Below are 24,214 nucleotides of genomic sequence, written 5' to 3'. Positions count from 1 at the left end.
CATGACGAGTGTGTTCGAGGCCTCCGGGCACCGTGCCGGCCATCGCCTGCACGGCCGGTACCTCATCGAAGAGCTCGCCGGCGAAGGCGGGATGGCGCGGGTCTATCGGGCGCGGGACGAGCTCCTCGGCCGGGATGTCGCGGTGAAGGTCTTCCACCCCGGGAGCGCCTCCGCCGATCGGCTCCGGAACCTGTCGGAGACGCGCCTGCTCGCATCGCTCAGCCACCCGTCGCTCGTCACCCTCTTCGACGCGCATCTCGCCGATCCCGGCGACGCATACCTCGTGATGGAGTACCTCGACGGCCCGACCCTCCGCGAGCGGATCGCGCGCGGGCCGATCGGCGGCCGGGACCTCGCGGGGATGGCGGTCGAGCTCGCCGACGCGCTGAGCGTCGTGCATGCGGCCGGCATCGTGCACCGGGACATCAAGCCGTCGAACGTGATCCTCCGCAGCATCCGGTCGAGGGATCGCACGTTCCGCGCGACGCTCACGGACTTCGGCATCGCCCACCTCGTGGACTCCGCCCGCGTGACCGCGACCGGCACGGTCCTCGGGACAGCCGCCTATCTCTCGCCCGAGCAGGTGCGCGGCGAGCGTCCCGGACCCGGCTCGGACGTCTACGCCCTTGGGCTGGTTCTGCTGGAGGCGCACACCCGCCGGCCGGCGTTCGGCGAGGCCTCGGTGCCGGAGACCCTGGCCGCGCGGCTCGTGCGGCAGCCCGACATCCCCGCGTCGCTCGGCGACGAGTGGGCGTCGCTCCTGGCGGCGATGACTGCGCCGCGCCCCGAGGCGCGGCCGACCGCGCGCGAGGTGGCGGAGCGGGCCGCCCGGCTCCCGACCGAGGCGGTCGCGGGCGGAGCCACCGCGCCGACGCGCCCGATGACCGCGGGCATGGTGGCGGGCTCGGTCGCGGCGAGTCCGGTGGATGCCGGTCGCCGTGGCATCCGGGCACGGATCTGGGTGCCGCTCCTCGGCGGAGCCGCGGCCGTCGTGCTCGCGGCGGCCGTCGTGACCGTGTCCCTGGCGGCGATGCCGGCGGGGACGCCCGCACCTCTCGTGTCCGCGTCGACGCCCGCACCGTCGCCGACCGCGGTCGTGTCCGTGCCCGTCACGGGCGGGAACCAGGGCGAGGACAACGGGAACGTCACCAAGGGGAACAAGGGACCCGGTTCCAGCAATGGCAACCGCGACAAGGGCAACGGCAAGGACTGACAGCGACGCCCGTGTCGGAGGGGCGCGCTAGCGTCGGGCGCATGCCCCGCGTGATCTACAACACCGCCACGAGCCTCGACGGCTTCATCGCGACGACCGACCATTCCCTGCAGTGGCTCTTCGACGTCCCCGGCGCAGAGGACGCCGAGTCCGCCTTCCCTGCCTTCCTCGACGGCATCGGGGCGCTCGTCCTGGGCTCCTCGACGTACGACTGGGTCTACCGCGAGCAGGATCTGGGCGCGCACCCGGAGACCTGGAATACCTACTACGGCGATCGCTCGACGTGGGTGTTCACGACGCGGGATCTGCCGATCGCGCGCCCGACGATCCAGCTGCGGCGAGGCGCCGTGGCCGACGCCTGGCCGGAGATCGCCGCGAGCGCGGGCGATCGTGATGTGTGGGTGGTCGGCGGGGGCGATCTGGTGGGCCAGTTCGCGGACGCGGGCCTGCTCGACGAGATCCGCGTGTCGATCGCGCCGGTGACCCTGGGCGCCGGCCAGCCGCTCCTCCCCCGGACGCTGCTCGCCGACCGGCTCTCGCTCGTCTCGGCCGAGCGGGCCGGGTCCTTCGCGGAGCTCCGCTTCGCGGTCGCGCCGGTCGCCGATCCGTCGCGCGGTTAGGAGGCGGGACCGATGGGGAGCCGAAGGTCGAGCTGGAAGCCGGCGTCCGACTGCCGGGCCTCGACCGTGCCACCGTGGGCCTCGACGATGCCGCGGACGATGGCGAGGCCGAGCCCTGCGCCCCCCGTCGTCCCGCCGCGGTGGTCGCTGGTACGTGCCGTATCGGCGCGCCAGCCGATGTCGAACATGTGACCGAAGTTCTCGGCAGCGACACCCGGCCCCTGGTCGATGATGCTGAGGACGAGTTGCGTACCACCGACCGTGTCCCCGCGGACCAGGACGGTGCTGTCGTCCGGGGCGTGTCGCAGGCTGTTCGCCAGCAGATTGCCGATCGCGCGGGTGAGCTCCCGCGGGTCGGCCCAGATTAGGTGACCGTCGACGCCGTCCTGGTCGATGGCGATGTTCCGGGCGGTGGCGAGCGCCTGGATATCGGCCACGGCGTCGCTCACCAGGTCCAGGAGGACTACGGGCTGGGGATGCAGTTCGAGCGTTCCGGTCTGCAGCTTGGACAGCTCGAAGAGGTCGCCGACCATCTGGTTCACGGTGTCGACCTTCGTGCGGATGACGCGCGCATAGGCGACCGGATCCGGCGCGGTCCCCTCCTCCAGGGCTTCCGCCATGGCTGCCATGCCGGCCAGCGGAGTACGCAGGTCGTGCGAGATCCACGCGAAGAACTGGCGGCGTGCCGTATCGAGCTCGGTGATCTGTGCACGCGCTTCGGCGAGGCGCCGCGAGGCGTCGGAGAGCTCGGCGGAGACCTCGTCGAGCTCACGCCATCCCGTGTCCGCCGGAGTGACGAGGTCGCCATCGCCCAGGCGCCGGGCGTCGCCGACGAGCGCGGCGACGGATGCGCGGACGCTGCGGCCGGTGACGATCCAGGTCGAGGACATGCTCATTGCAGCGGAGATGGCGATGACCCAGGTGAGGACGATGACGTCGTGGTCTTCGAGGTACATCTGCTGTGCCACGGCGATGGAAGACGCGATCACCGACAGGAGCGCTCCGCCCACGACGATCGCGACGCGGACGCCGGTGCCGCCGTGTCGCGCGAGGTGCAGCACGAGCAGCGTCAGCGCCGTCACGACGGCCGTTGCGGCGAGAGTGGTGAGGGCGATGAGCAGCAACTGGGGCGCGGCTAGCATCGGGCGCCGTCCTGGACGGTGAAGCGGTAGCCGGCACCCCACTCGGTGTGCAGGAAGGACGGGATTCGGGGGTCGGGCTCGATCTTCTCGCGAAGACGCCGCACGTGCACGGTCACCGTGGAGGCGTCACCGAAGGCCCACTGCCACACCTCGCGCAGGATCTCCTCACGGCTGACGACCCGGTCGGGATTGCGGACCAGGTAGAGGAACAGTTCGTATTCGCGGGCGGTGAGAGCGACCTCCTTCTCCCCCGCCCACACACGTCGATGCGCGGGATCGATGCGGAAGCGCCCGGCAGTGAATGTGAGGGGCACGGCTGCGCTGCTGCGACGCAACTGCGCGTTCACGCGTAGCTGCAGCTCACGCAGGGAGAAGGGCTTGCCGAGATAGTCGTCGGCGCCGTGTTCCAGGCCCTCGATGCGATGCTCGAGGCTGTCGAGGGCCGTGAGCATGATGATCGGTACCCGAGACCTCTCGCGGATGCGCCGACACAGCTCATCGCCGTCGATGCCGGGAAGCATCCGGTCCAGGATCAGCAGATCCGGCATCCGCGCCTGGACACCCTCCCATGCGGCCGCGCCGTCGGAGAACTGCTGGATCTCGCATCCGGCAGCGCGCAGGTGATCGGCGACCACCGTGCGCACGGCGGGGTCATCCTCGACGACCGTGATCCGGGCTCCTGTCTGCATGTCTTCGAGGGTAAGCCGCCGCACCCGGCCCGTGCCGCCGCCGCTTCTTACGGCTCTGCAAGATGCGCTTACGGGGTTGAAACCTTCGCCGGATCGGGACCGCCCAATTGCTTCACTGGCCGAAGGCCGCACGAGGCGGCCGTCTCGGATCGACCAGGAACAGGACACACATCATGCGCATGAAGGCACTTCTCTCCGGTGGCACCGCAGCAGCGGCTCTGGCGATCGCCCTCACCGGCTGCGCCTCCGCGTCCGGAGGCGCGAACGCCGCGGGCACCGCGCAGGCCACGGCGGCCGCGCCGACGTCGACCGTGAAGCTCGTCGGCACGTTCCAGGGCGAGAACGGCAAGAACGCGGTCGGCACCGTCACGATTACGGGCAACACGCTGGCACTCTCCGGCTTCTCCTCCGACCAGGGCCCCGACCTCCACCTCTACCTCACCAATGGGACGACCGAGGCGGACGTGACCGCCGGCGTCGAGATCAGCTCGGTCTCCTACAACACCGCCTCGCAGACCTTCACGCTCCCCGGTGGCGTGGACGCGTCGAAGTACACCGATCTCGTCGAGCACTGTGACAAAGCGAAGGCCGTCTTCGGCGCGGCACCGCTGTCACGGTGACGATGACCACCCTGCGGCCCCAGGCCGGGAGGAGGACGGCGGCCATCCTCACCGCCCTCCTCCGGGTCGCCCTCGGGGCGCTATGGATCAACGAGGGCCTCCTCAAGTACCATGCCGGCTTCGGTGCAGCGGACATCCTGCTCGTCTCCCAGAGCGCGGCGCAGAACCCGAGGGTGCCGGACTTCTACAAGCTGTTCAGCGGCGCCGTGCTCGGCCAGGCTCCCGCCGTGTTCGGCGTCGGTGTGCCCCTCGTGGAGCTCTGCCTCGGCATTGCCCTCGTCCTCGGCGTCTTCACTCTGCCGGCGGCGCTGGCGTCGGTGGCGTTGCTCTGCAGCTATTGGCTGGCGGATCAGCTCATCGCCGAATACCCGATCATGCTCGCTCTGTCGGCCGTCGTGGCGACCTTCGCCCCCGCCGCGTCCCGCTACTCCGTCACGAGCGTGGCCCTGCGACGCCGTTCGGTCCCCGCGGCCCTCCGGCGCTGGCTGTGACACGTGCGAATGAACGAGCGAGGTGTCCGCCTGTCGATGCCGAGGTCATGGTACGCGTGGCACTCGAGGCGTCAGATCATACCTCGGTCGCGGGTGTGATGGTCACCCAGTCCGCGAACTTCGCGACCCGGCCGTCGCCCGACGAGCGCCCCGTCAGCCGTCGCCGCACCCAGGGCAGCACGTGCTCCCGGTAGTAGGAGGCTCCGCGGAGGTGGGTGGCGGCGCCGTCGTCCGGGAGCGACCACCACTCCGCGGGCGCGGTCTGCCCCAGAGCCTCCAGCAGTCGGGCGGCGACGCGGTGATGACCCCGGGCGTTCATGTGCAGGCGGTCCGCCGACCAGAACGAGGGGGTGGACAGCGTGCGATCGGGCCAGTTGTAGGACCGGATGACGTCGGGCCGCGCGGCGATCCGGCGGTCGGCGGCGGCCGCGAGCTCGTCGCCGCGGCGCTGGATGAGCCGGCGGAGGGGCAGCTGCCCGGACGGATTCGCGCCGGAGAGCAGCAGGAGCCGCACGCCCTCCTCGTCGCAGCGACGGAGGGCATGGGCGAACGCGTCGGCGATGTGCTCGATGTCGGCCCTCGGCCGGAGCATGTCGTTCCCGCCGCCGTTGAACGACAGGTGCGTCGGCTTCAGCGCGAGCGCCGGCTCCAGCTGCTCGTCGACGATCGGCCAGACGAGCTTGCCGCGGATCGCGAGATTCGCGTACTGGATGCTGTCGCCCCGAGCGTTCGCCCAGCCCTGGGCGGCGAGGTCCGCCCAGCCGCGGACCGTGCCATTGGGCAGTTCGTCGCCGACGCCCTCCGTGAACGAGTCGCCGATCGCGACGTACCGAACCTCTCCCACGCTCAGCGGGCCAGTGCGATGCGGAGGGTGTCGAGGCCGACACCGCCGAGGTCGAGTGCACGGCGGTGAAAGTCCTTCATCGAGAAGTCGGCGCCCCGAGCCTCGCGGTAGTCGTCGCGGAGCTGCTCCCAGATGCGCTGCCCGATCTTGTACGACGGCGCTTGGCCCGGCCAGCCCAGGTAGCGGTTCACCTCGAACCGCACGAACTCGTCGGGCATGTTCACGTTGTGGCGGAGGAATGCCAGCGCGTAGTCGGCATCCCACGCCCCTCCGTCGTCGGGGCGGGGCTTCTCCAGGTGCACGCCGATGTCGAGGACGACGCGTGCGGCCCGCATGCGCTGACCGTCCAGCATCCCGAGCCGGTCCGCGGGGTCGTCGAGGTAGCCGAGCTCCTGCATGAGCCGTTCGGCATACAGCGCCCAGCCCTCGGCATGCCCCGACGTGCCTCCGAGCAGGCGCCGCCACGTGTTGAGCTCGGCGCGGTTGTAGACGGCCTGCCCGATCTGCAGATGATGGCCGGGCACGCCCTCGTGATAGACCGTCGTGAGCTCCCGCCACGTGTCGAACTCCTCGACGCCGTCGGGCACCGACCACCACATGCGACCGGGCCGGGAGAAGTCGTCGGTCGGACCCGTGTAGTAGATGCCGCCCTCGTTCGTGGGTGCGATCATGCACTCCAGCCGCCGCACCGGTTCCGGGATGTCGAAGTGGGTGCGGCCGAGCTCCGCGATGGCGCGGTCGCTCGTCTCCTGCATCCACCGCTGCAGCGCATCGGTGCCGTGCAGCCTCCGCGCGGGATCCGCCTCCAGGTGCGCGACGGCCGCCTCCACGGTCGCGCCGGGGAGGATCTCGCCCGCGATGCTTTCCTGTTCCGCGACCATGCGCGCGAGCTCCTCGAGCCCCCACTCGTACGTCTCGTCGAGATCGACCGTCGCGCCGAGGAAGCGGCGGGAATGCAAGGCGTAGAGCTCGCGGCCGACCGCGTCCCGCTCGGTCGCGCGCGCCGCGAGCTCCTCGGTGAGGAACGTCGCGAGCTGGTCGTAGGCCTCCCGCGCGGCGGAGGAGCCGGATGCCAGATCACGGGCGAGGCTCTCCGGCAGTGCGCCGTCCTCGGGCGCCGCGCCCGTCACGAACGTCTCGAAGAAGCCGTCGGATGCCGTGTACCGTGCGATCTGCGTCGCGACCTCGGTCACCTGCCGTCGTGCGGGTGTCACGCCCTCCGCGATCCCCTGGCGGAGCGTCGCCACGTACCCGTCGATCGCGGCCGGAATGGCGGCGAGGCGGCGGGCGACGACCGCCCAGTCGTCCGTCGTCACGGTCGGCATGAGGTCGAACACGGAGCGGATGTCCTGCGACGGGGACGCGATCACGTTCAGGTCGCGCAGCGGTGCCCGCGCGTCGATCAGCTCGAGCTCGAGTCGCAGCTCGCGTGCGAGGTCGAGCTTCGTGACCTCGTCGACCGCGTCGACCGGCGCCGCGCCCGCCAGGGCGGTCAGCGTCGCGCGAGCCTCGTCGGCGAGCTCGGCGGTTCCGGTCGGCGAGTAGTCGCCGAAGCGGTCGTCGTACTCGGACCGGCCGATGTACGTCGCGAGCGTCGGCGACAGGCGGGCGACCGTGTCGACCCACGCGTCCGCGATCCGATCGATGGGCGTCGACGAACGGGGTGATGCGCTCATGCGCCCCATCCTCGCAAATTCGAGGGCGTCAGTGGGCGGCGGCGTTCCAGTCGTCCCCTCGGCCGATCTGCACGTCGAGAGGAACGGTCAGCTCGGCGGCGTCGCCCATGCGGCCCCGGACGACCTCCTCCGCGACGTCCCACTCCCCCGGCGCGACCTCGACCACGAGCTCGTCGTGGATCTGCAGGAGCACGCGGGAGCGCAGCTCGCGACGGGCGAACTCGTCGTGGATGCGGAACAGCGCGATCTTCATGATGTCGGCCGCGCTTCCCTGGATCGGGGCGTTGAGGGCCGCGCGCTCGGCGTTCTCGCGCAGCACCCGGTTGGGGCTCGTGAGGTCGGGGAACGGACGGCGCCGGCCGAAGATCGTCTCGGTGTAGCCGTCGACCCGGGCGCGCTCGACGGAGGACCGCAGGTAGTCGCGAACCGCGCCGAACCGCGCGAAGTACTCCGTCATCAGCTCCCGCGCCTCGGCCTGCTCGATACGCAGCTGCTTCGACAGGCCGAACGCGGACAGGCCGTATACGAGGCCGTACGACATCGCCTTCACCTTCGTGCGCATCTCGCTCGTGACGGCGGCCTGGTCGACCGAGAAGACGCGCGCGCCGACGAAACGGTGCAGGTCTTCTCCGCTGCGGAACGCCTCGACGAGCCCCGGATCGGCGGACAGGTGCGCCATGATCCGCATCTCGATCTGCGAGTAGTCCGCCGTGAGGAGCGTCTCGTAGCCTTCGCCCACCTCGAAGCCGGACCGGATGCGGCGGCTCTCCTCCGTGCGGACCGGGATGTTCTGCAGGTTCGGGTCGGTGCTGGAGAGACGGCCGGTCTGACTGCCGGTCTGCAGGTACGTCGTGTGGACGCGCCCGTCCGGCTGGATCGCCGTGTCCAGCGACTCGATGATCTGCCGCAGCTTCGTGGCCTCGCGGTGCTGCAGCAGCAGGTCGAGGAACGGGTGCGGGTTGGTCTCCTGCAGGTCGACGAGGACCGCGGCATCCGTCGAGTACCCCGTCTTCGTCTTCCGCGTCTTCGGCAGCTGGAGCTCGTCGAACAGCACCTCCTGCAGCTGCTTCGGCGACCCCAGGTTCACCTCGCGCCCGATCGCCGTGTAGGCGTCGGCGGCGATGGCGTCGGCCCGGATGCCGAGCTCGGCCGAGAACCCGGAGAGCTTCTCGTGCGAGACCGCGACACCCGCGAGCTCCATGTCCGCGAGCGTCGTGAGCGTGGGCAGCTCGATCTCGTCGAGCACCCGGCCGAGCTCGGGGGGAAGCTCGTCGCGCAACGCGGCGCTGACCCGCAGCGTGTACCAGGCGAGCTGGCCGGGGGTCGCCCCCTCGGTCTCGGGCACGAGCTGGTTCGGGTCGGCCTCTGGCAGCTTCTCGCCGAGGTAGCGGTCGACGAGGTCGGCGAGGCTCTTGTCGGGGAAGCTCGGACGCAGGAGCCAGCCCGCCAGGATCGCGTCGAAGGCGAGGCCTCCGAGGTCGGCGCCCGCGCGGCGCAGCGCCTTCACCTGGGGCTTCGCGTCGGCCAGGATCTTCGGGGACTCCCCCGCGAGCCAGGGGCCGAGCACGGCCGCCGACGCCGCATCCCAGTTCGCCTCCACGGCGGACTCGGCCGTCGCGAGTCCGATGCGGGCGGGGACGCCGCCGTGCACTACGAGCGTGACGCCGACCTCGCCGGCAGCCGTCGCCAGCCAGGCGGCGAGCGCCGCGGCATCCGGCTCGGTGGGCGTCGGCGCGGAGACGGCGGGCGCCGTGACCGCGTCGCTGTCGATCGCGCCGGCCGCCTCGAACACGCGCGGCAGCAGTGTGCGGAACTCCAGCCGGGCGAAGATATCGCGGACCGCCTGCGCGTCGATCGGCTCGACCGCGAGCTCGGCGGGGCTCAGGGGCAGTTCGACATCGCGGAGCAGGCGGTTGAGCGCGCGGTTGCGCCGCACGTCGTCGAGGTGCTCGCGGAGGTTGTTGCCGACGACGCCCGTGACTTTGTCGGCGTTCTCGAGAAGCGCGTCGAGCGAGCCGAACTGGGTGAGCCACTTCACGGCGGTCTTCTCGCCCACCTTGGGGACGCCCGGGAGGTTGTCGCTCGTCTCCCCCACGAGCGCCGCGATGTCGGGATACTGCTCGGGCTCCACGCCATACCGCTCCCGCACGGCGGCCGCGTCGTAGCGCTTGAGCTGCGACACCCCCTGCACGTTCGGGTAGAGGAGCGTGACCCGGTCGTCGACGAGCTGGATCGTGTCGCGGTCGCCGGAGCAGACCAGCACGTCGAAACCGGCCTCGGCTCCCTGCGTCGCGAGCGTGGCGAGGATGTCGTCGGCCTCGATGTCCTCCTGCTGCAGGACCTGGATGCTCATCGCCGCGAGGCACTCCTGCAGGAGCGGGATCTGGCCCACGAACTCCTTGGGGGTCTCCGACCGGTTCGCCTTGTACTCCGCGTACTCGCGCGTGCGGAACGACTGCCGCGACGTGTCGAACGCGACGGCCAGGTGCGTCGGCTTCTCCGCCTTGATGAGGTTCACGAGCATCGACAGGAACCCGTAGATCCCGTTCGTGTGCTGCCCGTCCTTCGTCGTGAAGTTCTCCACCGGAAGCGCGTAGAACGCGCGGAACGCGAGCGAATGGCCGTCGACGACCAGAAGGGTAGGCTTTGCGGAGTCCGTCACCCTGTCAGCCTAACGAGGGGGTCGGTCATGAATTTTCCGGCCCGGAACGAGCGAGGTGTCAGCATGACCGAGGACATCCGCGGGATCGACTGGGCCCGTCAGCGCGGCCTCGGTGCCCTCGCCGACAAGATGGGCATCGAGCTGGTCGAGTTCACCGTTGAGCGCAGCGTCGCGCGGATGCCGGTGGAGGGCAATACGCAGCCGGTCGGCCTCCTACACGGCGGGGCCTACGTCGTCCTCGGCGAGTCGCTGGGTTCCATGATGGCGAACCTCCACGCGGGGCGCGGGCGTCTCGCGGTCGGCGTCGACATCAACGCGACGCACACCCGCTCCGCCACCTCCGGCTGGGTGACGGGCGTCTGCACGGCCGTGCACCTCGGGCGGTCGCTGACGGTGCACGAGATCATCGTGACCGACGACGAGGGCCGACGGTGCTCGACGGTGCGGATCACCAACATGATCCGCGACCTGTCGCCGCAGTAGTCCGGGGCGCGTTACTTCTTCGGCGCCAGCTGCTCGATGATGGCCTTCGCCACGTCCTGCATCGTGAGGCGGCGGTCCATCGAGGCCTTCTGGATCCAGCGGAACGCCTCGGGCTCGCTCAGGCCCATCTTCTCGTTGAGCAGGCCCTTCGCGCGGTCCACGAGCTTGCGCGTCTCGAACCGCTCGACCATGTCGGCGACCTCGGCCTCGAGCGTGATGATCTGCTCGTAGCGCGCCAGCGCGATCTCGATCGCCGGCAGCAGATCGTTCGGCGTGAACGGCTTCACGACGTACGCGAGAGCGCCCGCCTCGCTCGCCCGCTCGACGAGCTCCTTCTGGCTGAACGCGGTGAGGAGCACGACCGGCGCGACATGGTTCTTGCTGAGCCGCTCGGCGGCGGAGATGCCGTCGAGCTGCGGCATCTTCACGTCCATGATGACGAGGTCGGGGCGAAGATCCGTCGCCAGTTGCACCGCGGTCTCGCCGTCGCCCGCCTCGCCGACGACATCGAAGCCGTTGTCGCGGAGGATCTCGACGATGTCCAGCCGGATGAGCGACTCGTCTTCAGCGACGACGACGCGTCGCGGAGCGCTCCCCGAACCCTGTTCCTGCTCAGTCACTCGTCAATCCTAGAGGATGGCCTCTCGGCACCGAGGTGCCCGGTCCGCGGCGTGCGGTAGTGTTCGGAGGCGGTCGGACGCAGTGTCGCTCGGGCCGGTGTGGCGGAATGGCAGACGCGGGGCACTCAAAATGCTCTGTCCGAAAGGGCGTGTGGGTTCGAATCCCACCACCGGCACGGTCCTCGGAGCAGGGCCGCCGGGGCGATACTCGATGCGTGACCTTCGCCGATCTCTTCACCGCGTGGGCACCGACCCCATGGGGCATCGGTCTCCCGGCGCTCTGCGCCGCCGCCTATCTCGTCGCCGTCCTGCGTCTCCGCCGCCGCGGCATCCGCTGGTCGCGGTGGCGTTCGCTGTGGTGGCTCCTCGCCTGCCTGCTCGCCGTCTGGACGCTCTGCGGGGCACCTTGGGCGCTGCGGACCGAGAGCGACTGGATGGACGGCCTCGCGGTGGGCATGGCCGCTGCGGTGCTGCCGCTCGGCGCCGCGCTCGCCGATCCCGTCCGTCTGGCCGAGACGGTGCGGGGTCGGCCGGTGCGGTTCCTGCGGGGACGAATCGCCCGCGCCTTCATGTATCCGGGCGTGTCGTCCGCCCTCAGCGCGCTGTTCCTCACGATCGCGATGACGTCGCGGTGGTACTCGCCGCACGGGCAGACCCCCGAGCTCGCCTGGCTGCTCCTGCTGCTCGGCGCGTTCGTCACCGGGATGCTCGTGAACCTTCCGCTGTTCGGGGAGGATCTGCTGCCGGTGTGGGCCACCCCCGGGGTGAAGACGCTCATCGCGTTCCTCGACGGGATCTTCGACGCGATCCCGGGGATCGTCGTGATGCTGCTGGTGAACATGAAGACCGGAGGCGCGCTGCTGGCGACCGCCGAGGTCATCGGGATCCCGATGATCGCCGCGACGCTGGTCCAGTGGGTGCGGGCGGACGCTGCCACGACGCGCGTGATCGATGCTGAGCTCGACGCGGAGGAGCCGGGAGACGGCCTCTGGTGGCAGTCGGACCCGCGGTTCCAGGATCGGTACTGAGCGCGCTCAGTATGTGCCGAAGTACTGCGTGCCGAGGGCGCGGCTCTTCAGGGCGTTGAACTCGTCCTGCGTGATGGCGCCCGACTGGAGCAGCGCGTTCGCGCGCTCGATCTCCGTCGTCGCCGACGTGCCGGTGGCCGGGCTCGTCGTCGGGCGGCTGCCGCGGGAGCGCTCCGCCATGCCGCGACCGCGGGCGATGACGTAGACGAGGGCCGTCAGGAACGGCACGAAGATCAGGAAGAGCAGCCACACGGCCTTCCACCAGCCGTTGAGCTTGTGATCGCGGAACACGTCGATGACGATCAACACCAGGACGAACAGGTAGGCGAAGAAGAAGAACGCCCAGATGATCGTCCAGAAGACGTCCCAGATTCCCATGCCCATGACGGTCCCTTTCCCCAGAGCCCAAAGCGGTGTGGCCGCGCTCAGCTTAGCGAGCGCGGCCACACCGGGGGAACGAGGATCTTGCTATTGCCCGCTCTGATAAATGGGCGCGGCACCGTGCACCGCGTCGCCGACCTTGTGGACGCGGACGTCGTTCGTGGTCCCCTGGATCCCGGGAGGGGATCCGGAGATGACGACGACCTTGTCGCCGACCTTCGCGAGGTCGTTGGCCAGCAGGTAGTCGTCGACCTGGATGAACATCCGGTCGGTGTGCGGCACGTGCTCCACGAGGGTGGAACGGATGCCCCACGTGACGGCCAGGCGGCGCTGGATCGCGGGGTCGGGCGCGAACACGAGCATCGGGATCTTCGGGCGCAGACGCGACAGGCGCCGCGCCGAGTTGCCCGACTCGGTGAACACGCAGAGGTACTTCGCGTCGACGAAGTCGGCGACCTCGTTGGCGGCGAGCGTGATGATGCCGCCCTGCGTGCGCGGTCGCGTGTTGATCGGCGCGATCCGCTCCAGGCCGTGGTCCTCGGTCGACTCCACGATCCGCGCCATCGTCTCGACGACGACGACCGGGTAGGCGCCGACGCTCGTCTCGCCGGACAGCATGACGGCATCCGCGCCGTCGAGCACCGCATTGGCGACGTCGCTCGTCTCGGCGCGCGTGGGGACCGGGTTGGTGATCATCGACTCGAGCATCTGGGTCGCCACGATGACGGGCTTCGCCATCCGGCGGCAGAGCTCGACCGCGCGCTTCTGCACGATCGGGACCGCCTCGAGCGGGAGCTCGACGCCGAGGTCGCCGCGGGCGACCATGATGCCGTCGAACGCGTCGATGATCTCCTCGAGGTGGTCGACCGCCTGCGGCTTCTCGATCTTCGCGATGACCGGGATGTGGCGCCCCTCCTCGGCCATGATGACGTGAACACGCTGCACGTCCTTCGCGTCGCGCACGAAAGACAGGGCGATGAGGTCCGCGCCGACGCGAAGGCCCCAGCGCAGGTCGGCCTCGTCCTTCTCGCTCAGCGCGGGCACGTTCACGGCGACTCCGGGCAGGTTGATGCCCTTGTTGTTCGAGACCGTGCCGGCGACGACGACCTCGGTCGTGACGACCGTGGCGCTCGTGTCCAGCACCTTGACGCGGACCTTGCCGTCGTCGATCAGCAGGAAGTCGCCCGGCTTGACGTCGTCCGGCAGGCCCTTGAACGTCGTGGAGACGAGGTCCTTCGTGCCGGGCACGTCCTCCGTCGTGATCCGGAAGATGTCCCCCACCGCGAGTTCGTGCGGGCCGTCCGCGAACGTGCCGAGGCGGATCTTGGGGCCTTGCAGGTCCACGAGGACGGCGACGGGACGGTTCGCGTCTTCCGCCGCCTTCCGCACGTTCGCGAGATTGCTCTCATGAACGGAGTAGTCGCCGTGGCTGAGGTTCAAACGGGCAACGTCCACCCCGGCGTCGATGATCGCGCGGACCATCTCATAGGTGGATGTTGCCGGGCCGAGGGTTGCGACGATCTTCGCACGTCTCATTCGTGAATGCTCCGGCTGCTCTGGGGATGTGGGGGCGCCGCCAGCCTATGCAGGCTGGAGGCCGATAGCCACGTCTCGTGGGCTGACCGGTGCTGGCAGCGCCGTCTCCCCCATCAGGTAGCGATCGACGTGCGCGGCGGCGGCTCTGCCTTCCGCGATGGCCCAGACGATGAGCGACTGCCCGCGACCCGCATCACCGGCGACGAAAACGCCGGGCACAGTGGTCTGGAAGTCGTCATCACGATCGAGATTGCCCCGGTCCGTGAACTGCGCGGCGATCTGCTCCTCGAGCTCGACGCGATCCGGTCCGGTGAAGCCCATCGCGATCAGCACGAGGTCGGCGGGGATCTCCCGCTCGGTGCCGCTCTTGGGGACGCGGCGCCCGTCGACGTACTCGGTCTCGGCCACGCGCAGCGCGCGCACCTCGCCCGCGCCGTTGCCGAGGAACTCGACCGTGGAGGCCAGGAACATGCGCTCGCCGCCCTCCTCGTGGGCGGACTGCACCTCGAAGACCGCCGGCGTCATCGGCCACGGCTGCGAGTCGGGACGCGACGCGGGCGGCTGCTTGCCGATCGCGAGGTTCGTCACGCTCAGCGCGCCCTGACGGTGCGCGGTGCCGATGCAGTCGGCGCCGGTGTCGCCGCCGCCGATCACGACGACGTGCTTGCCCTCCGCCGAGATCTGGTGGGGCACCTGGTCGCCGGCGGTGGCCTTGTTCGACTCGACGAGGTACTCCATCGCGAAGTGCACGCCCGCGAGGTCGCGACCCGGGATCGACAGATCGCGCGGGATCGTGGACCCGGTCGCGACGATGACCGCGTCGTAGCGGGCCCGCAGCTCGTCCCACGGGATGTCAGTGCCGATCTCGACGCCCGCGCGGAAGCGCGTGCCCTCGTCCTGCATCTGGCGCAGACGCGCCTCGAGGTGCCGCTTCTCCATCTTGAAGTCCGGGATGCCGTAGCGCAGCAGACCGCCGATGCGGTCGTCGCGCTCGAACACGGCCACCGTGTGGCCGGCCCGCGTGAGTTGCTGCGCGGCGGCCAGGCCGGCGGGTCCCGAGCCGACGACCGCGACGGTCTTGCCGGTGAGGCGCCCCGGGGGCTCCGGCGTGACCCAGCCGTGGGAGAAGGCCTCGTCGATGATCGAGACCTCGACCTGCTTGATCGTCACGGCCGGCTGATTGATGCCGAGCACGCAGGCGCTCTCGCAGGGCGCCGGACAGAGGCGTCCGGTGAACTCCGGGAAGTTGTTGGTCGCATGCAAGCGCTCGATCGCGGTATGGAACTCGCCCCGCCACACGAGGTCGTTCCACTCCGGGATGATGTTCCCGAGCGGGCAGCCCTGGTGGCAGAACGGGATGCCGCAGTCCATGCAGCGCCCGGCCTGACGGCGGAGCACGGCCGAGTCGCCCGGCTCGTACACCTCACGCCAGTCCTGGATGCGGACCGGGACCGGACGCCGTGCGGGGAGCTCGCGCTCCGTGACCTTGAGGAAGCCCTTGGGATCAGCCACCCGTCACCTCCAGGATGCGGCTCCAGACGACGTCGCCGTCGGGGTCGAGGCCCTCTGCGACCGCGTCCTGCCGGGTCTGCAGGACGGCGGCGTAGTCGCGCGGGACAACACGGACGAAGTTCAGCACCTCGTCGTCGAAGTTCGCGAGCATCGCGGCGGCCAGGGTCGAGTCGGTCTCCGCGACGTGCTGCTCGAGGAGATCGCGGAGGATCTCCGCGTCGCCCGAACCGAGCACGTCGAGCACGAGCTCGCCCGAGCTCAGCGCCTCGCGGTTGACACGGGACTCGTCGAGGCGGTGGACGTACGCCGTTCCGCCGGACATGCCCGCGCCGAGGTTGCGGCCGGTGTCGCCGAGGATGACGGCGAGACCGCCGGTCATGTACTCCAGCGCGTGGTCGCCCACGCCTTCGACGACGGCCGTCGCGCCGGAGTTGCGGACGAAGAACCGCTCCCCCACGACGCCGCGGAGGAACATCGTGCCCTGCGTCGCGCCGTAGCCGATCACGTTGCCCGCGATGACGTTCTGCGACGCGTCGAACACGGCGCCGCGCGGCGGGCGCACGACGATCTGTCCGCCGGAGAGGCCCTTGCCGACATAGTCGTTCGAGTCGCCCTCGAGGCGCAGCGTGATGCCGGCCGGTAGGAACGCGCCGAACGACTGACCCGCGGAGCCCGTGAGGTTGATGACGATCGAATTCGACGGCAGGCCGTTCTCGCCGTGCGCGGCGGTCACGTGGTGCCCGAGCAGCGTTCCGACCGCGCGCGCCGTGTTGCGCACCGGCAGGTCGATCTCGAGGTGGCCGCCGTGGGCGATCACGTCCTGTGCGCGCTCGATGAGCGGCACGTCGAAGTGGTCGTCGAGCTCGTGGTCCTGCCCGCGTCCGTGACGACGCGGCTCACCGTCCGCGAACCGCGGGCCCTCCAGGACCGGTGTGAGGTCGAGGCCGCTCGCCTTCCCATGCTCGATCGCGCCGTTCACGTCGAGCAGCTCCTGGTGGCCGATCACCTCGTCGAGCGAGCGGAACCCGAGCTCCGACAGGTACTCGCGCACCTCCTGGGCGATGAACTCCATGAAGTTCACGACGAACTCCGGCTTGCCGCCGAAGCGGGCGCGCAGCACGGGGTTCTGCGTCGCGACGCCGACCGGGCACGTGTCCAAGTGGCAGACGCGCATCATGATGCAGCCGGACACGACGAGCGGGGCGGTCGCGAAGCCGAACTCCTCCGCGCCGAGCAGCGCGCCGATGATGACGTCGCGGCCGGTCTTGAGCTGGCCGTCGACCTGGACCACCACGCGGTCGCGCATGCCGTTGAGCATGAGCGTCTGCTGCGTCTCGGCGAGGCCGAGCTCCCACGGCGTGCCCGCGTGCTTGAGCGAGTTCAGCGGGCTCGCGCCGGTGCCGCCGTCGTGGCCGGAGACGAGGATGACGTCGGCCAGGGCCTTCGCCGTGCCCGCCGCGACCGCGCCGATCCCGGACTGGCTCACGAGCTTCACGTGGATGCGCGCCGACGGGTTCGCCCGCTTCAGGTCGAAGATCAGCTGCTTGAGGTCTTCGATCGAGTAGATGTCGTGGTGCGGCGGCGGCGAGATGAGGCCGACGCCGGCCGTCGCGTGCCGCGTGCGCGCCACCCAGGGGTACACCTTCGTGGGCGGAAGCTGGCCACCCTCCCCCGGCTTGGCGCCCTGGGCGAGCTTGATCTGGATGTCGTCCGCCTCGGTGAGGTAGAGGCTCGTGACCCCGAATCGCCCGGAGGCGACCTGCTTGATCGCGCTGCGGCGCGACGGGTCGAGCAGGCGGTCGACGTCTTCGCCGCCCTCGCCCGTGTTCGACTTGGCGCCGATGCTGTTCATCGCGATCGCGAGCGTCTCGTGCGCCTCGCGCGAGATCGAGCCGTAGCTCATCGCCCCCGTCGAGAAGCGCTTGACGATCGCCGACACCGGCTCGACCTCGTCGATCGGCACGCGCGGACGGAGGCCGGTGCGCAGGCCGAACAGCCCGCGCAGCGTCTTCAGCTCCGCGGCCTGATCGTCGACCAGCTTCGTGTACTCGCGGAAGATGTCGTAGCGACGGTTGCGCGTCGCGTGCTGGAGACGGAAGACCGTCTCCGGGGTGAACACGTGCGGGGAGCCGTCACGGCGCCACTGGTACTCGCCGCCCGTCCAGAGCCGCTCGTGCGCGCGCGCTGCGGCATCCTCCGGGTAGGCGAACGCGTGCCGCGCGGCGTTCTCCACCGCGACGACATCGAGGCCGACGCCGCCGAGCTTCGTCTCGGTGCCCGTGAAGTACGCGTCGACGAACTCCTGCGAGAGCCCGATCGCCTCGAAGACCTGCGCGCCCGCGTACGACGACACGGTCGAGATGCCCATCTTGGACATGATCTTGAGGACGCCCTTGCCGAGCGCGTAGATGAGGTTCTTGACCGCCTTCTGCGGCGTGACATTGGAGATGAAGCCCGCGCGGACGAGGTATTCCACCGTCTCCATCGCGAGGTACGGGTTGACCGCCGACGCGCCGTAGCCCATGAGCGTCGCGACGTGGTGCACCTCGCGGACGTCGCCCGCCTCGACGACGAGCCCCACCTTCATCCGCGTTTCGTTGCGGATGAGGTGGTGGTGGACCGCGGCGAGCATGAGCAGCGACGGGATCGGCGCAAGGTCGGAGGTCGAGTCTCGGTCGCTGAGGACGAGGAACTCCGCCCCGTCCTCGATGGCGCGATCGGCCTCGGCGCACATCTGCGCGATGCGCTTCTCCATGCCGGCGGCACCGGCCTCGACGCGGTAGAGGCCGCGGATCGTGACGGACGAGCGCCCGTGCAGCGCCGCGTCGATGTGCTGGATCTTCGCGAGCTCGTCGTTGTCGATGACGGGGAAGTCGAGCGTCACGTTGCGGGCGTGGTCGGCCCCCCAGCTCAGCAGGTTCGGCTCGGGGCCGAGACCAAGGCTGAGGCTCGTCACGACCTCTTCGCGGATCGAGTCGAGCGGCGGGTTCGTCACCTGCGCGAACTGCTGCGTGAAGTAGTCGAAGAGGAGGCGGGGGCGCTCGCTCAGGACCGCGACAGGGGTGTCGCTGCCCATCGCGCCGAGCGGCTCGGCGCCGGTCTGGCCCATGGGCGTGAGGAGGATGCGGACCTCCTCCTCCGTGTAGCCGAACGTGCGCTGCCGGCGCGTGATCGACGCGACCGGGTGCACGATGTGCTCGCGCTCGGGGAGATCGGCGAGGCGGACCCGGCCCTCGTCGAGCCACTGCTGCCACGGCGCGAGCGTCGCGAGGTCGCGCTTGACCTCCTGGTCCTCGATGAGGCGGCCCGCGGCCGTGTCGACGAGGAACATCCGTCCGGGGCGCAGGCGGCCGCGGCGCTTGATCCGCTCCGGGGCGAAGTCGAGCACGCCCGTCTCGCTGCCGATGACGACGAGGCCGTCGGTCGTCTCCGTCCAGCGACCGGGGCGCAGGCCGTTGCGGTCGAGTGTGGCGCCGACGAGCGTGCCGTCGGTGAAGATGAGCGCCGCCGGACCGTCCCACGGCTCCATCTGCATCGAGTGGTACTCGTAGAACGCGCGGAGGTCGGGGTCGATGTCGGTCTGCTTCTCGTACGCCTCCGGCACCATCATCATGATGGCGTGCGGCAGGCTCCGGCCGGTGAGCGTCAGGAGCTCGAGCACCTCGTCGAACGACGCCGAGTCGCTCGCGCCCGCCGTGCAGATGGGCAGCAGCGGACGGATGTCGCCGAGCAATTCGGACTCGAGCTGCGACTGGCGTGCCCGCATCCAGTTCCGGTTGCCGTTGACCGTGTTGATCTCGCCGTTGTGCGCCAGCATCCGCAACGGCTGCGCCAGCGGCCACGACGGGAACGTGTTCGTCGAGTAGCGCGAGTGCACGACGGCCAGCTCGCTCGCGAACCGCTCGTCCTGCAGGTCGGGGTAGAACGGCTCGAGCTGCAGGGTCGTGACCATGCCCTTGTAGCCGAGCGTGCGCGACGACAGCGACACGAAGTACGCGCCGAGCTCGTGGCCCGCGCGCTTGCGCAGGCGGTAGACCCGGCGGTCGAGGGCGATGCCGGAGAGCGCAGGCGCGTCGCCGACCGCGGGACGGCTCACGAAGAGCTGCTCGAAGGACGGGCGGGCCTCGAACGCGAGCTTGCCGAGGTGCTCCTCCTCGGTGGGCACCTCGCGCCACCCGAGGACAACGAGGTTCTCGCTCGCGGCGAGCCGCTCGATCCCGGCCTTCTGCTCGGCACGGGCCTCTTCGTCGCGCGGGAGGAACGCAAGACCGACGGCGTATTCGCCCACCGGCGGCAGCTCGAAGTCGGTGACCGCCCGCAGGAACGCATCCGGAATCTGGGTCAGGATGCCCGCGCCGTCGCCGGTGCCGGCGTCGGAGCCGATCGCCCCGCGGTGCTCGAGGTTGCGCAGCGCGGTGAGCGCGAGGTCGATGATGTCGTGCCCCGGCTCGCCGCGAAGGGTGGCGACCATCGCAAGGCCGCACGCGTCCTTCTCGAAGGCAGGGTCGTACATGCCCTGCCGGGCGGGCAGCGTGGCCAGGTGGCCAGCGCCATGAGGGGGGCTCGAAGCCATACGTACCGTCCTCAGGGATGTCTCGGGGGCGGGACGTCGTCGGCCCGGAGGGAGCTAGTGGGTTTGTGCTGGGCTTGTGGCCCCAGCCGTCTCGATCTCGGACGCGGGCGGCTCGCTCACGTCGACGAAGTCCTCGGTGTCAGCTGATTCTACAGCCCCCTTCGGACGCCGCTCTCGACCGGGCTGATAGGGGGACGGCTCGAGGCCCGTGTGCCGGATTCCCTGCACGATGATGATGGCGAGGCCCAGGATGACGCCGATGATCGCCGCCCACACGTTCGTGCGGATGCCGAGGTAGATCTCGCTCGGATCGATGCGGATCGACTCCCACACGATGCGGCCGGCGGAGTACCAGACGAGGTAGAGGCCGAACAGGCGGCCCCACTGCATCCGCAGGGAACGGCTCGCGAGCAGCAGGACGATGCCGCCGAGCGTGTTCCAGATGACCTCGTAGAGGAACGTGGGGTGGAACAGGGTGTCGGGGGCGAGGCCGGCCGGGAACGCGGAGTTCGACGGGTCGATCTGCAGGCCCCACGGCAGGGTCGTCGGGAGGCCGAAGAGCTCCTGGTTGAAGTAGTTCCCGAAGCGGCCCAGGGCCTGTGCGAAGATGAGGCCGGGCGCGAGCGCGTCCGCGAACGTCCAGAACCGGACGCCCGTCCAGCGGCATCCGAGCCACGCGCCCACGGCGCCGCCGATGAGGGCCCCGTAGATGGCGATGCCCCCGTTCCAGATCGCGAAGACCTCCCAGAGGTTCTTCCCCGGGCCGAAGTAGAAGCCCGGGTGCGTCAGCACGTGGAAGATGCGGGCGCAGACGATCGCGAGCGGGACCGCGATGAGCGCGATGTCGATGACGATCCAGGGCTCCGCCCCGCGTCGCGTCATCCGCCAGTTCGTGAGGAGAACCGCGACGATGATGCCGGCGATGATGCACAGGGCGTAGAAGTGGACGCGAACCGGGCCGATATCGATGTAGCTGATGCTCGGGCTCGGGATGCTGGCCACGACGGAGAGTGCCGAGAAAGTCACGACGGCGAGTCTACTTCCCGGCTCGCGTCCCCCTTCGCCGCGCTCAACGGCGGGTGCCGGCGGCGAGGGCGCGCGCGGTCTCGGCGAGGCCGTCGAGGCCGCCGTCGCGGAGAGCTCGGACGAGAGCCGTGCCGACGATCGCGCCGTCGGCGTAGTCGAGCACGCCCTCGACCTGGGCCGCGGTGGAGATGCCGATGCCGACGCAGGCGTGCTCGGCCCCGTGGGCGCGCAGGCGCTCCACGAGCCCGCGGGCCGCGGCATCGAGCTGCGCCCGCTCCCCCGTGATGCCCATCGTCGAGACGGTGTAGACGAAGCCCGTCGAGTTCCGCACGATGAGCTCGAGCCGTTCGTCCGTCGACGTCGGGGCCGCGAGGAACACCCGGTCGAGGCCGGTGCGCTCGCTCGCGGCGATCCACTCGGGCGCCGCCTCCGGAGTGACGTCGGGGGTGATGAGGCCCGCCCCGCCCGCGGCGAGGAGATCGTCGGCGTAGCGGTCCACGCCGTACTGGAGCACGGGGTTCCAGTACGTCATGACGAGGATCGGGATGTCGACGCGGCTCGCGATCTCGCGGATGGCCGGGAACAGGTCGCGCAGGCGGAACCCCGCGGCGAGCGCCGTCTCGGTGGCCTCCTGGATGATCGGTCCGTCCATGACGGGATCCGAGTACGGCGGGCCGAGCTCGAGAATGTCGGCGCCGTTCTCCGCGAGTGTGACGGCGGCCTCGATACTCGTGGCGAGGTCGGGGAAGCCGATCGGGAGGTAGCCGACGAACACGCCGCGCCCCTCGGCGCGGGCGGCGTCGATCGCCGCCGAGACGCGCGAGCTCACAGCTCGGTCCCCTCGCCGTTGGCGCCGTCGGCGCCGGTAGGCGCGGCAGGGGCGTCGTCGTCGTAGAGGCCGAAGTAGCGGGCGGCGGTGTCCATGTCCTTGTCGCCGCGTCCCGAGAGGGACACGACGAGCACCGCCTCGGGACCGAGCTCCTGCCCGATCCGGAGCGCGCCGGCGAGGGCATGGGCGGACTCGATCGCGGGGATGATCCCCTCCGTCCGCGACAGCAGCCGGAGCGCCTGCATGGCCTCGTCGTCGGTCGCGGGGATGTACGCCGCGCGGCCGATGTCCGCGAGCCAGGCGTGCTCCGGGCCCACCCCGGGGTAGTCGAGGCCGGCGGAGATCGAGTGGGACTCGATCGTCTGGCCGTCCTCGTCCTGCAGGACGTATGTCCTCGCGCCGTGGAGGACGCCGGGGCGGCCGCGCTCGATGGATGCCGCGTGCCGGTGGGTGTCGACGCCGTCGCCGGCCGCCTCCACGCCGTACAGCCGGACGCCCTCGTCGTCGAGGAAGGCGTCGAACATGCCGATCGCGTTCGAGCCGCCGCCGACGCACGCCAGAACGGCGTCCGGCAGTCGGCCGACCTCGTCGAGGATCTGCGCGCGCGCCTCCTCGCCGATGATCTTCTGGAAGTCGCGCACCATCGCGGGGAACGGGTGCGGACCGGCGGCGGTGCCGAAGATGTAGTTCGTCGTCTCGACCGAGGCCACCCAATCGCGGTAGGCCTCGTTGATCGCGTCCTTGAGCGTGCGGGAGCCGGTCGTCACCGAGACGACCTCGGCGCCGAGCAGCCGCATCCGCGCGACGTTGAGCGCTTGGCGCTGCGTGTCGACCTCGCCCATGTAGATCGTGCAGTCGAACCCGAACAGCGCCGCCGCGGTCGCGGTCGCGACCCCGTGCTGGCCGGCGCCGGTCTCCGCGATGACGCGGGTCTTCCCGAGGCGCTTCGTGAGCAGGGCCTGGCCGATGACGTTGTTGATCTTGTGCGAGCCGGTGTGGTTGAGGTCCTCGCGCTTGAGGAAGACGCGGGCGCCGCCGGCGCGCTCCGCGAACCGCGGCACCTCGGTGAGCGGGGACGGGCGGCCGGCATACGAGCGCAGCAGGCCGCGATACTCGGCGTCGAACGCCGGATCCGCCATCGCCTCCTCGTACACGCCCGTCAGCTCGTCGATCGCGGCGATGAGGGACTCCGGCATGAACCGGCCGCCGAACTCGCCGAAGAACGGACCGGACGCGCTGCGGAGGCTCACCGCGCGTCCTCGCCGAGGAACGCGCGCAGCGTCGCGACCGGATCGCCCGTGACGAGGGCCTCGCCGACGAGGACCGCATCCGCGCCCGCGGCGCGATAATGCGCGACGTCGGCGGGCGTCTGGACGGCGGACTCCGCGACGGCCACGGAGGATTTCGGGATCCCGTCCACGAGCCGGCCGAAGAGGTCGCGGTCGAGTTCGAACGTGCGCAGGTCGCGGGCGTTGACGCCGATGAGCTCCGCGCCAACGTCGACGGCGCGGGCCACCTCGTAGGACGAGTGGGTCTCGACGAGCGGCGTCATCCCCAGCTCGCGGACGAGCGTGTGCAGGGTCGTCAGCTGCTGCTGATCGAGGGCCGCCGCGATCAGGAGGACGAGGTCGGCGCCGGCGGCCCGGGCCTCGAACACCTGGTACGCGTTCGCGATGAAGTCCTTGCGGAGCACGGGCAGCGTCACCGCCTCGCGCACCGCGGTCAGGTCGGCGAGGCTCCCCTTGAAGCGGCGGCCCTCCGTCAGGACCGACACCACCGAGGCGCCGCCCTCCTCGTAGAGCCGCGCCTGCTTCGCCGGATCCGGGATCGCGGCGAGGTCGCCGCGCGAAGGACTCGCGCGCTTGATCTCCGCGATGATCTTGACGCGCTCGCCCGGGGCGAGCGCGGCCAGCGCGTCACGCGCCGGCGGCTGGGCGAGCGCCTTCCACTCGACTTCGCCGAGACTGACGGACTCCTCGCGGATCCGCGCGTCTTCGACGGCTCCGGCGACGAGGTCGGCGAGAAGGGTCAATGCTCGCGCGAGGCGACCTTGGCCCCGCCGACGCCGTAACCGGCCCTCTTCATGATCCAGCCGACGATGGCGCCGACGACGACGAGCCCCGCGCAGGTCCAGACGAGCCACGGGAGGTCGAACCAGAAGAACACGGTGCCGAGCGTGATGGCCGCGAGCATGATCACGACGGCCGTCCAGGCGGCCGGGGAGTGGCCGTGTCCGGGGTCTCCGATGTGGTCGCTCATGCGTCTCCTT

The 24,214-nt window shown here is 70.4% G+C and carries 21 protein-coding genes and 1 tRNA gene; 7 read left to right on the top strand and 15 right to left on the bottom strand.

What is annotated here, in order from left to right; translation table 11 throughout:
- The first annotated feature begins 1 nt into the window (after nt 1).
- Entirely contained in the window at nt 2–1,213 is a 1,212-nt protein-coding gene (locus ABCS02_RS24800) for a protein kinase (protein ID WP_345838362.1), read from the top strand.
- 41 nt (nt 1,214–1,254) lie between these two features.
- Nucleotides 1,255–1,833, top strand: a complete 579-nt coding sequence (locus ABCS02_RS24795) for a dihydrofolate reductase family protein (RefSeq protein WP_345838361.1) — start codon at nt 1,255–1,257, stop codon at nt 1,831–1,833.
- Here ABCS02_RS24795 and ABCS02_RS24790 read toward each other — a convergent pair.
- Together ABCS02_RS24790 and ABCS02_RS24785 are read right to left on the bottom strand one after the other, a co-directional pair.
- Nucleotides 1,830–2,975: a HAMP domain-containing sensor histidine kinase gene (locus tag ABCS02_RS24790; protein ID WP_345838360.1), complete on the bottom strand. Its 1,146-nt coding sequence runs from the start codon at nt 2,973–2,975 to the stop codon at nt 1,830–1,832. The genes ABCS02_RS24795 and ABCS02_RS24790 overlap by 4 nt on opposite strands.
- The gene (locus tag ABCS02_RS24785; RefSeq protein ID WP_345838359.1) at nt 2,969–3,664 is read right to left on the bottom strand and encodes a response regulator transcription factor; all 696 of its coding nucleotides are present in this window, start codon (nt 3,662–3,664) and stop codon (nt 2,969–2,971) included. The genes ABCS02_RS24790 and ABCS02_RS24785 overlap by 7 nt, the downstream gene beginning before the upstream one ends.
- 173 nt (nt 3,665–3,837) lie before the next feature.
- Between ABCS02_RS24785 and ABCS02_RS24780 the strand changes: the two genes are divergently transcribed.
- Together ABCS02_RS24780 and ABCS02_RS24775 are read left to right on the top strand one after the other, a co-directional pair.
- On the top strand, nt 3,838–4,284 hold the full coding sequence (locus ABCS02_RS24780; protein ID WP_345838358.1) for a DM13 domain-containing protein: 447 nt from the start codon (nt 3,838–3,840) through the stop codon (nt 4,282–4,284).
- Between the two features lie 2 nt (nt 4,285–4,286).
- Nucleotides 4,287–4,775 carry a DoxX family membrane protein gene (locus ABCS02_RS24775; protein WP_345838601.1) on the top strand — a complete coding sequence of 163 codons (489 nt, stop codon included), beginning with the start codon at nt 4,287–4,289 and terminating at the stop codon, nt 4,773–4,775.
- A gap of 76 nt (nt 4,776–4,851) precedes the next feature.
- Here the strand turns inward: ABCS02_RS24775 and ABCS02_RS24770 are convergent, their stop codons facing one another.
- The 3 genes from ABCS02_RS24770 to polA are packed head-to-tail and all read right to left on the bottom strand — an operon-like array spanning nt 4,852 to nt 9,957.
- Nucleotides 4,852–5,619 (bottom strand): SGNH/GDSL hydrolase family protein, encoded by a 768-nt coding sequence (locus tag ABCS02_RS24770; RefSeq protein WP_345838357.1) that lies wholly within the window; start codon nt 5,617–5,619, stop codon nt 4,852–4,854.
- A 2-nt stretch (nt 5,620–5,621) separates the two neighbouring features.
- The gene (locus ABCS02_RS24765) at nt 5,622–7,295 is read right to left on the bottom strand and encodes a DUF885 domain-containing protein (protein WP_345838356.1); all 1,674 of its coding nucleotides are present in this window, start codon (nt 7,293–7,295) and stop codon (nt 5,622–5,624) included.
- A 28-nt stretch (nt 7,296–7,323) separates the two neighbouring features.
- On the bottom strand, nt 7,324–9,957 hold the full coding sequence (gene polA, locus ABCS02_RS24760) for a DNA polymerase I (protein WP_345838355.1): 2,634 nt from the start codon (nt 9,955–9,957) through the stop codon (nt 7,324–7,326).
- Nucleotides 9,958–10,020: 63 nt separating this feature from the next.
- On the opposite strand from polA, the gene ABCS02_RS24755 reads away from it, so the two are divergent.
- A complete protein-coding gene (locus ABCS02_RS24755; protein WP_345838354.1) occupies nt 10,021–10,440 on the top strand; it encodes a hotdog fold thioesterase in 420 nt (139 codons plus the stop codon).
- Between the two features lie 11 nt (nt 10,441–10,451).
- On the opposite strand, the gene ABCS02_RS24750 is transcribed toward ABCS02_RS24755, so the two are convergent.
- Nucleotides 10,452–11,060 (bottom strand): response regulator, encoded by a 609-nt coding sequence (locus ABCS02_RS24750; protein WP_345838353.1) that lies wholly within the window; start codon nt 11,058–11,060, stop codon nt 10,452–10,454.
- A 93-nt stretch (nt 11,061–11,153) separates the two neighbouring features.
- Between ABCS02_RS24750 and ABCS02_RS24745 the strand changes: the two genes are divergently transcribed.
- Both ABCS02_RS24745 and ABCS02_RS24740 read left to right on the top strand, forming a co-directional pair.
- Nucleotides 11,154–11,236 (top strand) — tRNA-Leu (locus ABCS02_RS24745).
- A gap of 39 nt (nt 11,237–11,275) precedes the next feature.
- Nucleotides 11,276–12,088, top strand: a complete 813-nt coding sequence (locus ABCS02_RS24740) for a cytochrome c oxidase assembly protein (RefSeq protein ID WP_345838352.1) — start codon at nt 11,276–11,278, stop codon at nt 12,086–12,088.
- Nucleotides 12,089–12,094: 6 nt separating this feature from the next.
- Here the strand turns inward: ABCS02_RS24740 and ABCS02_RS24735 are convergent, their stop codons facing one another.
- From ABCS02_RS24735 to ABCS02_RS24695, 9 genes are all read right to left on the bottom strand, one after another.
- A complete protein-coding gene (locus ABCS02_RS24735; protein WP_345838351.1) occupies nt 12,095–12,466 on the bottom strand; it encodes an SHOCT domain-containing protein in 372 nt (123 codons plus the stop codon).
- Between the two features lie 90 nt (nt 12,467–12,556).
- Nucleotides 12,557–14,005: a pyruvate kinase gene (pyk, locus tag ABCS02_RS24730; RefSeq protein WP_345838350.1), complete on the bottom strand. Its 1,449-nt coding sequence runs from the start codon at nt 14,003–14,005 to the stop codon at nt 12,557–12,559.
- Nucleotides 14,006–14,050: 45 nt separating this feature from the next.
- Nucleotides 14,051–15,517 (bottom strand): glutamate synthase subunit beta, encoded by a 1,467-nt coding sequence (locus ABCS02_RS24725; RefSeq protein WP_345838349.1) that lies wholly within the window; start codon nt 15,515–15,517, stop codon nt 14,051–14,053.
- Entirely contained in the window at nt 15,510–20,090 is a 4,581-nt protein-coding gene (gene gltB / locus ABCS02_RS24720) for a glutamate synthase large subunit (RefSeq protein ID WP_345838348.1), read from the bottom strand. The genes ABCS02_RS24725 and gltB overlap by 8 nt, the downstream gene beginning before the upstream one ends.
- 54 nt (nt 20,091–20,144) lie before the next feature.
- Nucleotides 20,145–21,116, bottom strand: a complete 972-nt coding sequence (gene lgt, locus ABCS02_RS24715) for a prolipoprotein diacylglyceryl transferase (RefSeq protein WP_345838347.1) — start codon at nt 21,114–21,116, stop codon at nt 20,145–20,147.
- Nucleotides 21,117–21,159: 43 nt separating this feature from the next.
- Entirely contained in the window at nt 21,160–21,945 is a 786-nt protein-coding gene (trpA, locus tag ABCS02_RS24710) for a tryptophan synthase subunit alpha (protein ID WP_345838346.1), read from the bottom strand.
- Nucleotides 21,942–23,195, bottom strand: coding sequence for a tryptophan synthase subunit beta (gene trpB / locus ABCS02_RS24705; RefSeq protein WP_345838345.1), 1,254 nt, complete (start codon nt 23,193–23,195; stop codon nt 21,942–21,944). The genes trpA and trpB overlap by 4 nt, the downstream gene beginning before the upstream one ends.
- Nucleotides 23,192–23,977 carry an indole-3-glycerol phosphate synthase TrpC gene (trpC, locus tag ABCS02_RS24700; RefSeq protein WP_345838344.1) on the bottom strand — a complete coding sequence of 262 codons (786 nt, stop codon included), beginning with the start codon at nt 23,975–23,977 and terminating at the stop codon, nt 23,192–23,194. The genes trpB and trpC overlap by 4 nt, the downstream gene beginning before the upstream one ends.
- Nucleotides 23,974–24,204 (bottom strand): DUF6704 family protein, encoded by a 231-nt coding sequence (locus ABCS02_RS24695; RefSeq protein ID WP_345838343.1) that lies wholly within the window; start codon nt 24,202–24,204, stop codon nt 23,974–23,976. Before ABCS02_RS24695 ends, trpC begins: the two co-directional genes overlap by 4 nt.
- Nucleotides 24,205–24,214 lie beyond the last annotated feature (10 nt).

This window comes from Microbacterium sp. X-17 (assembly GCF_039615055.1).
The sequence above is the reverse complement of the archived record's forward strand: the minus strand, read 5'-3'. Positions and strand labels throughout refer to the sequence as shown.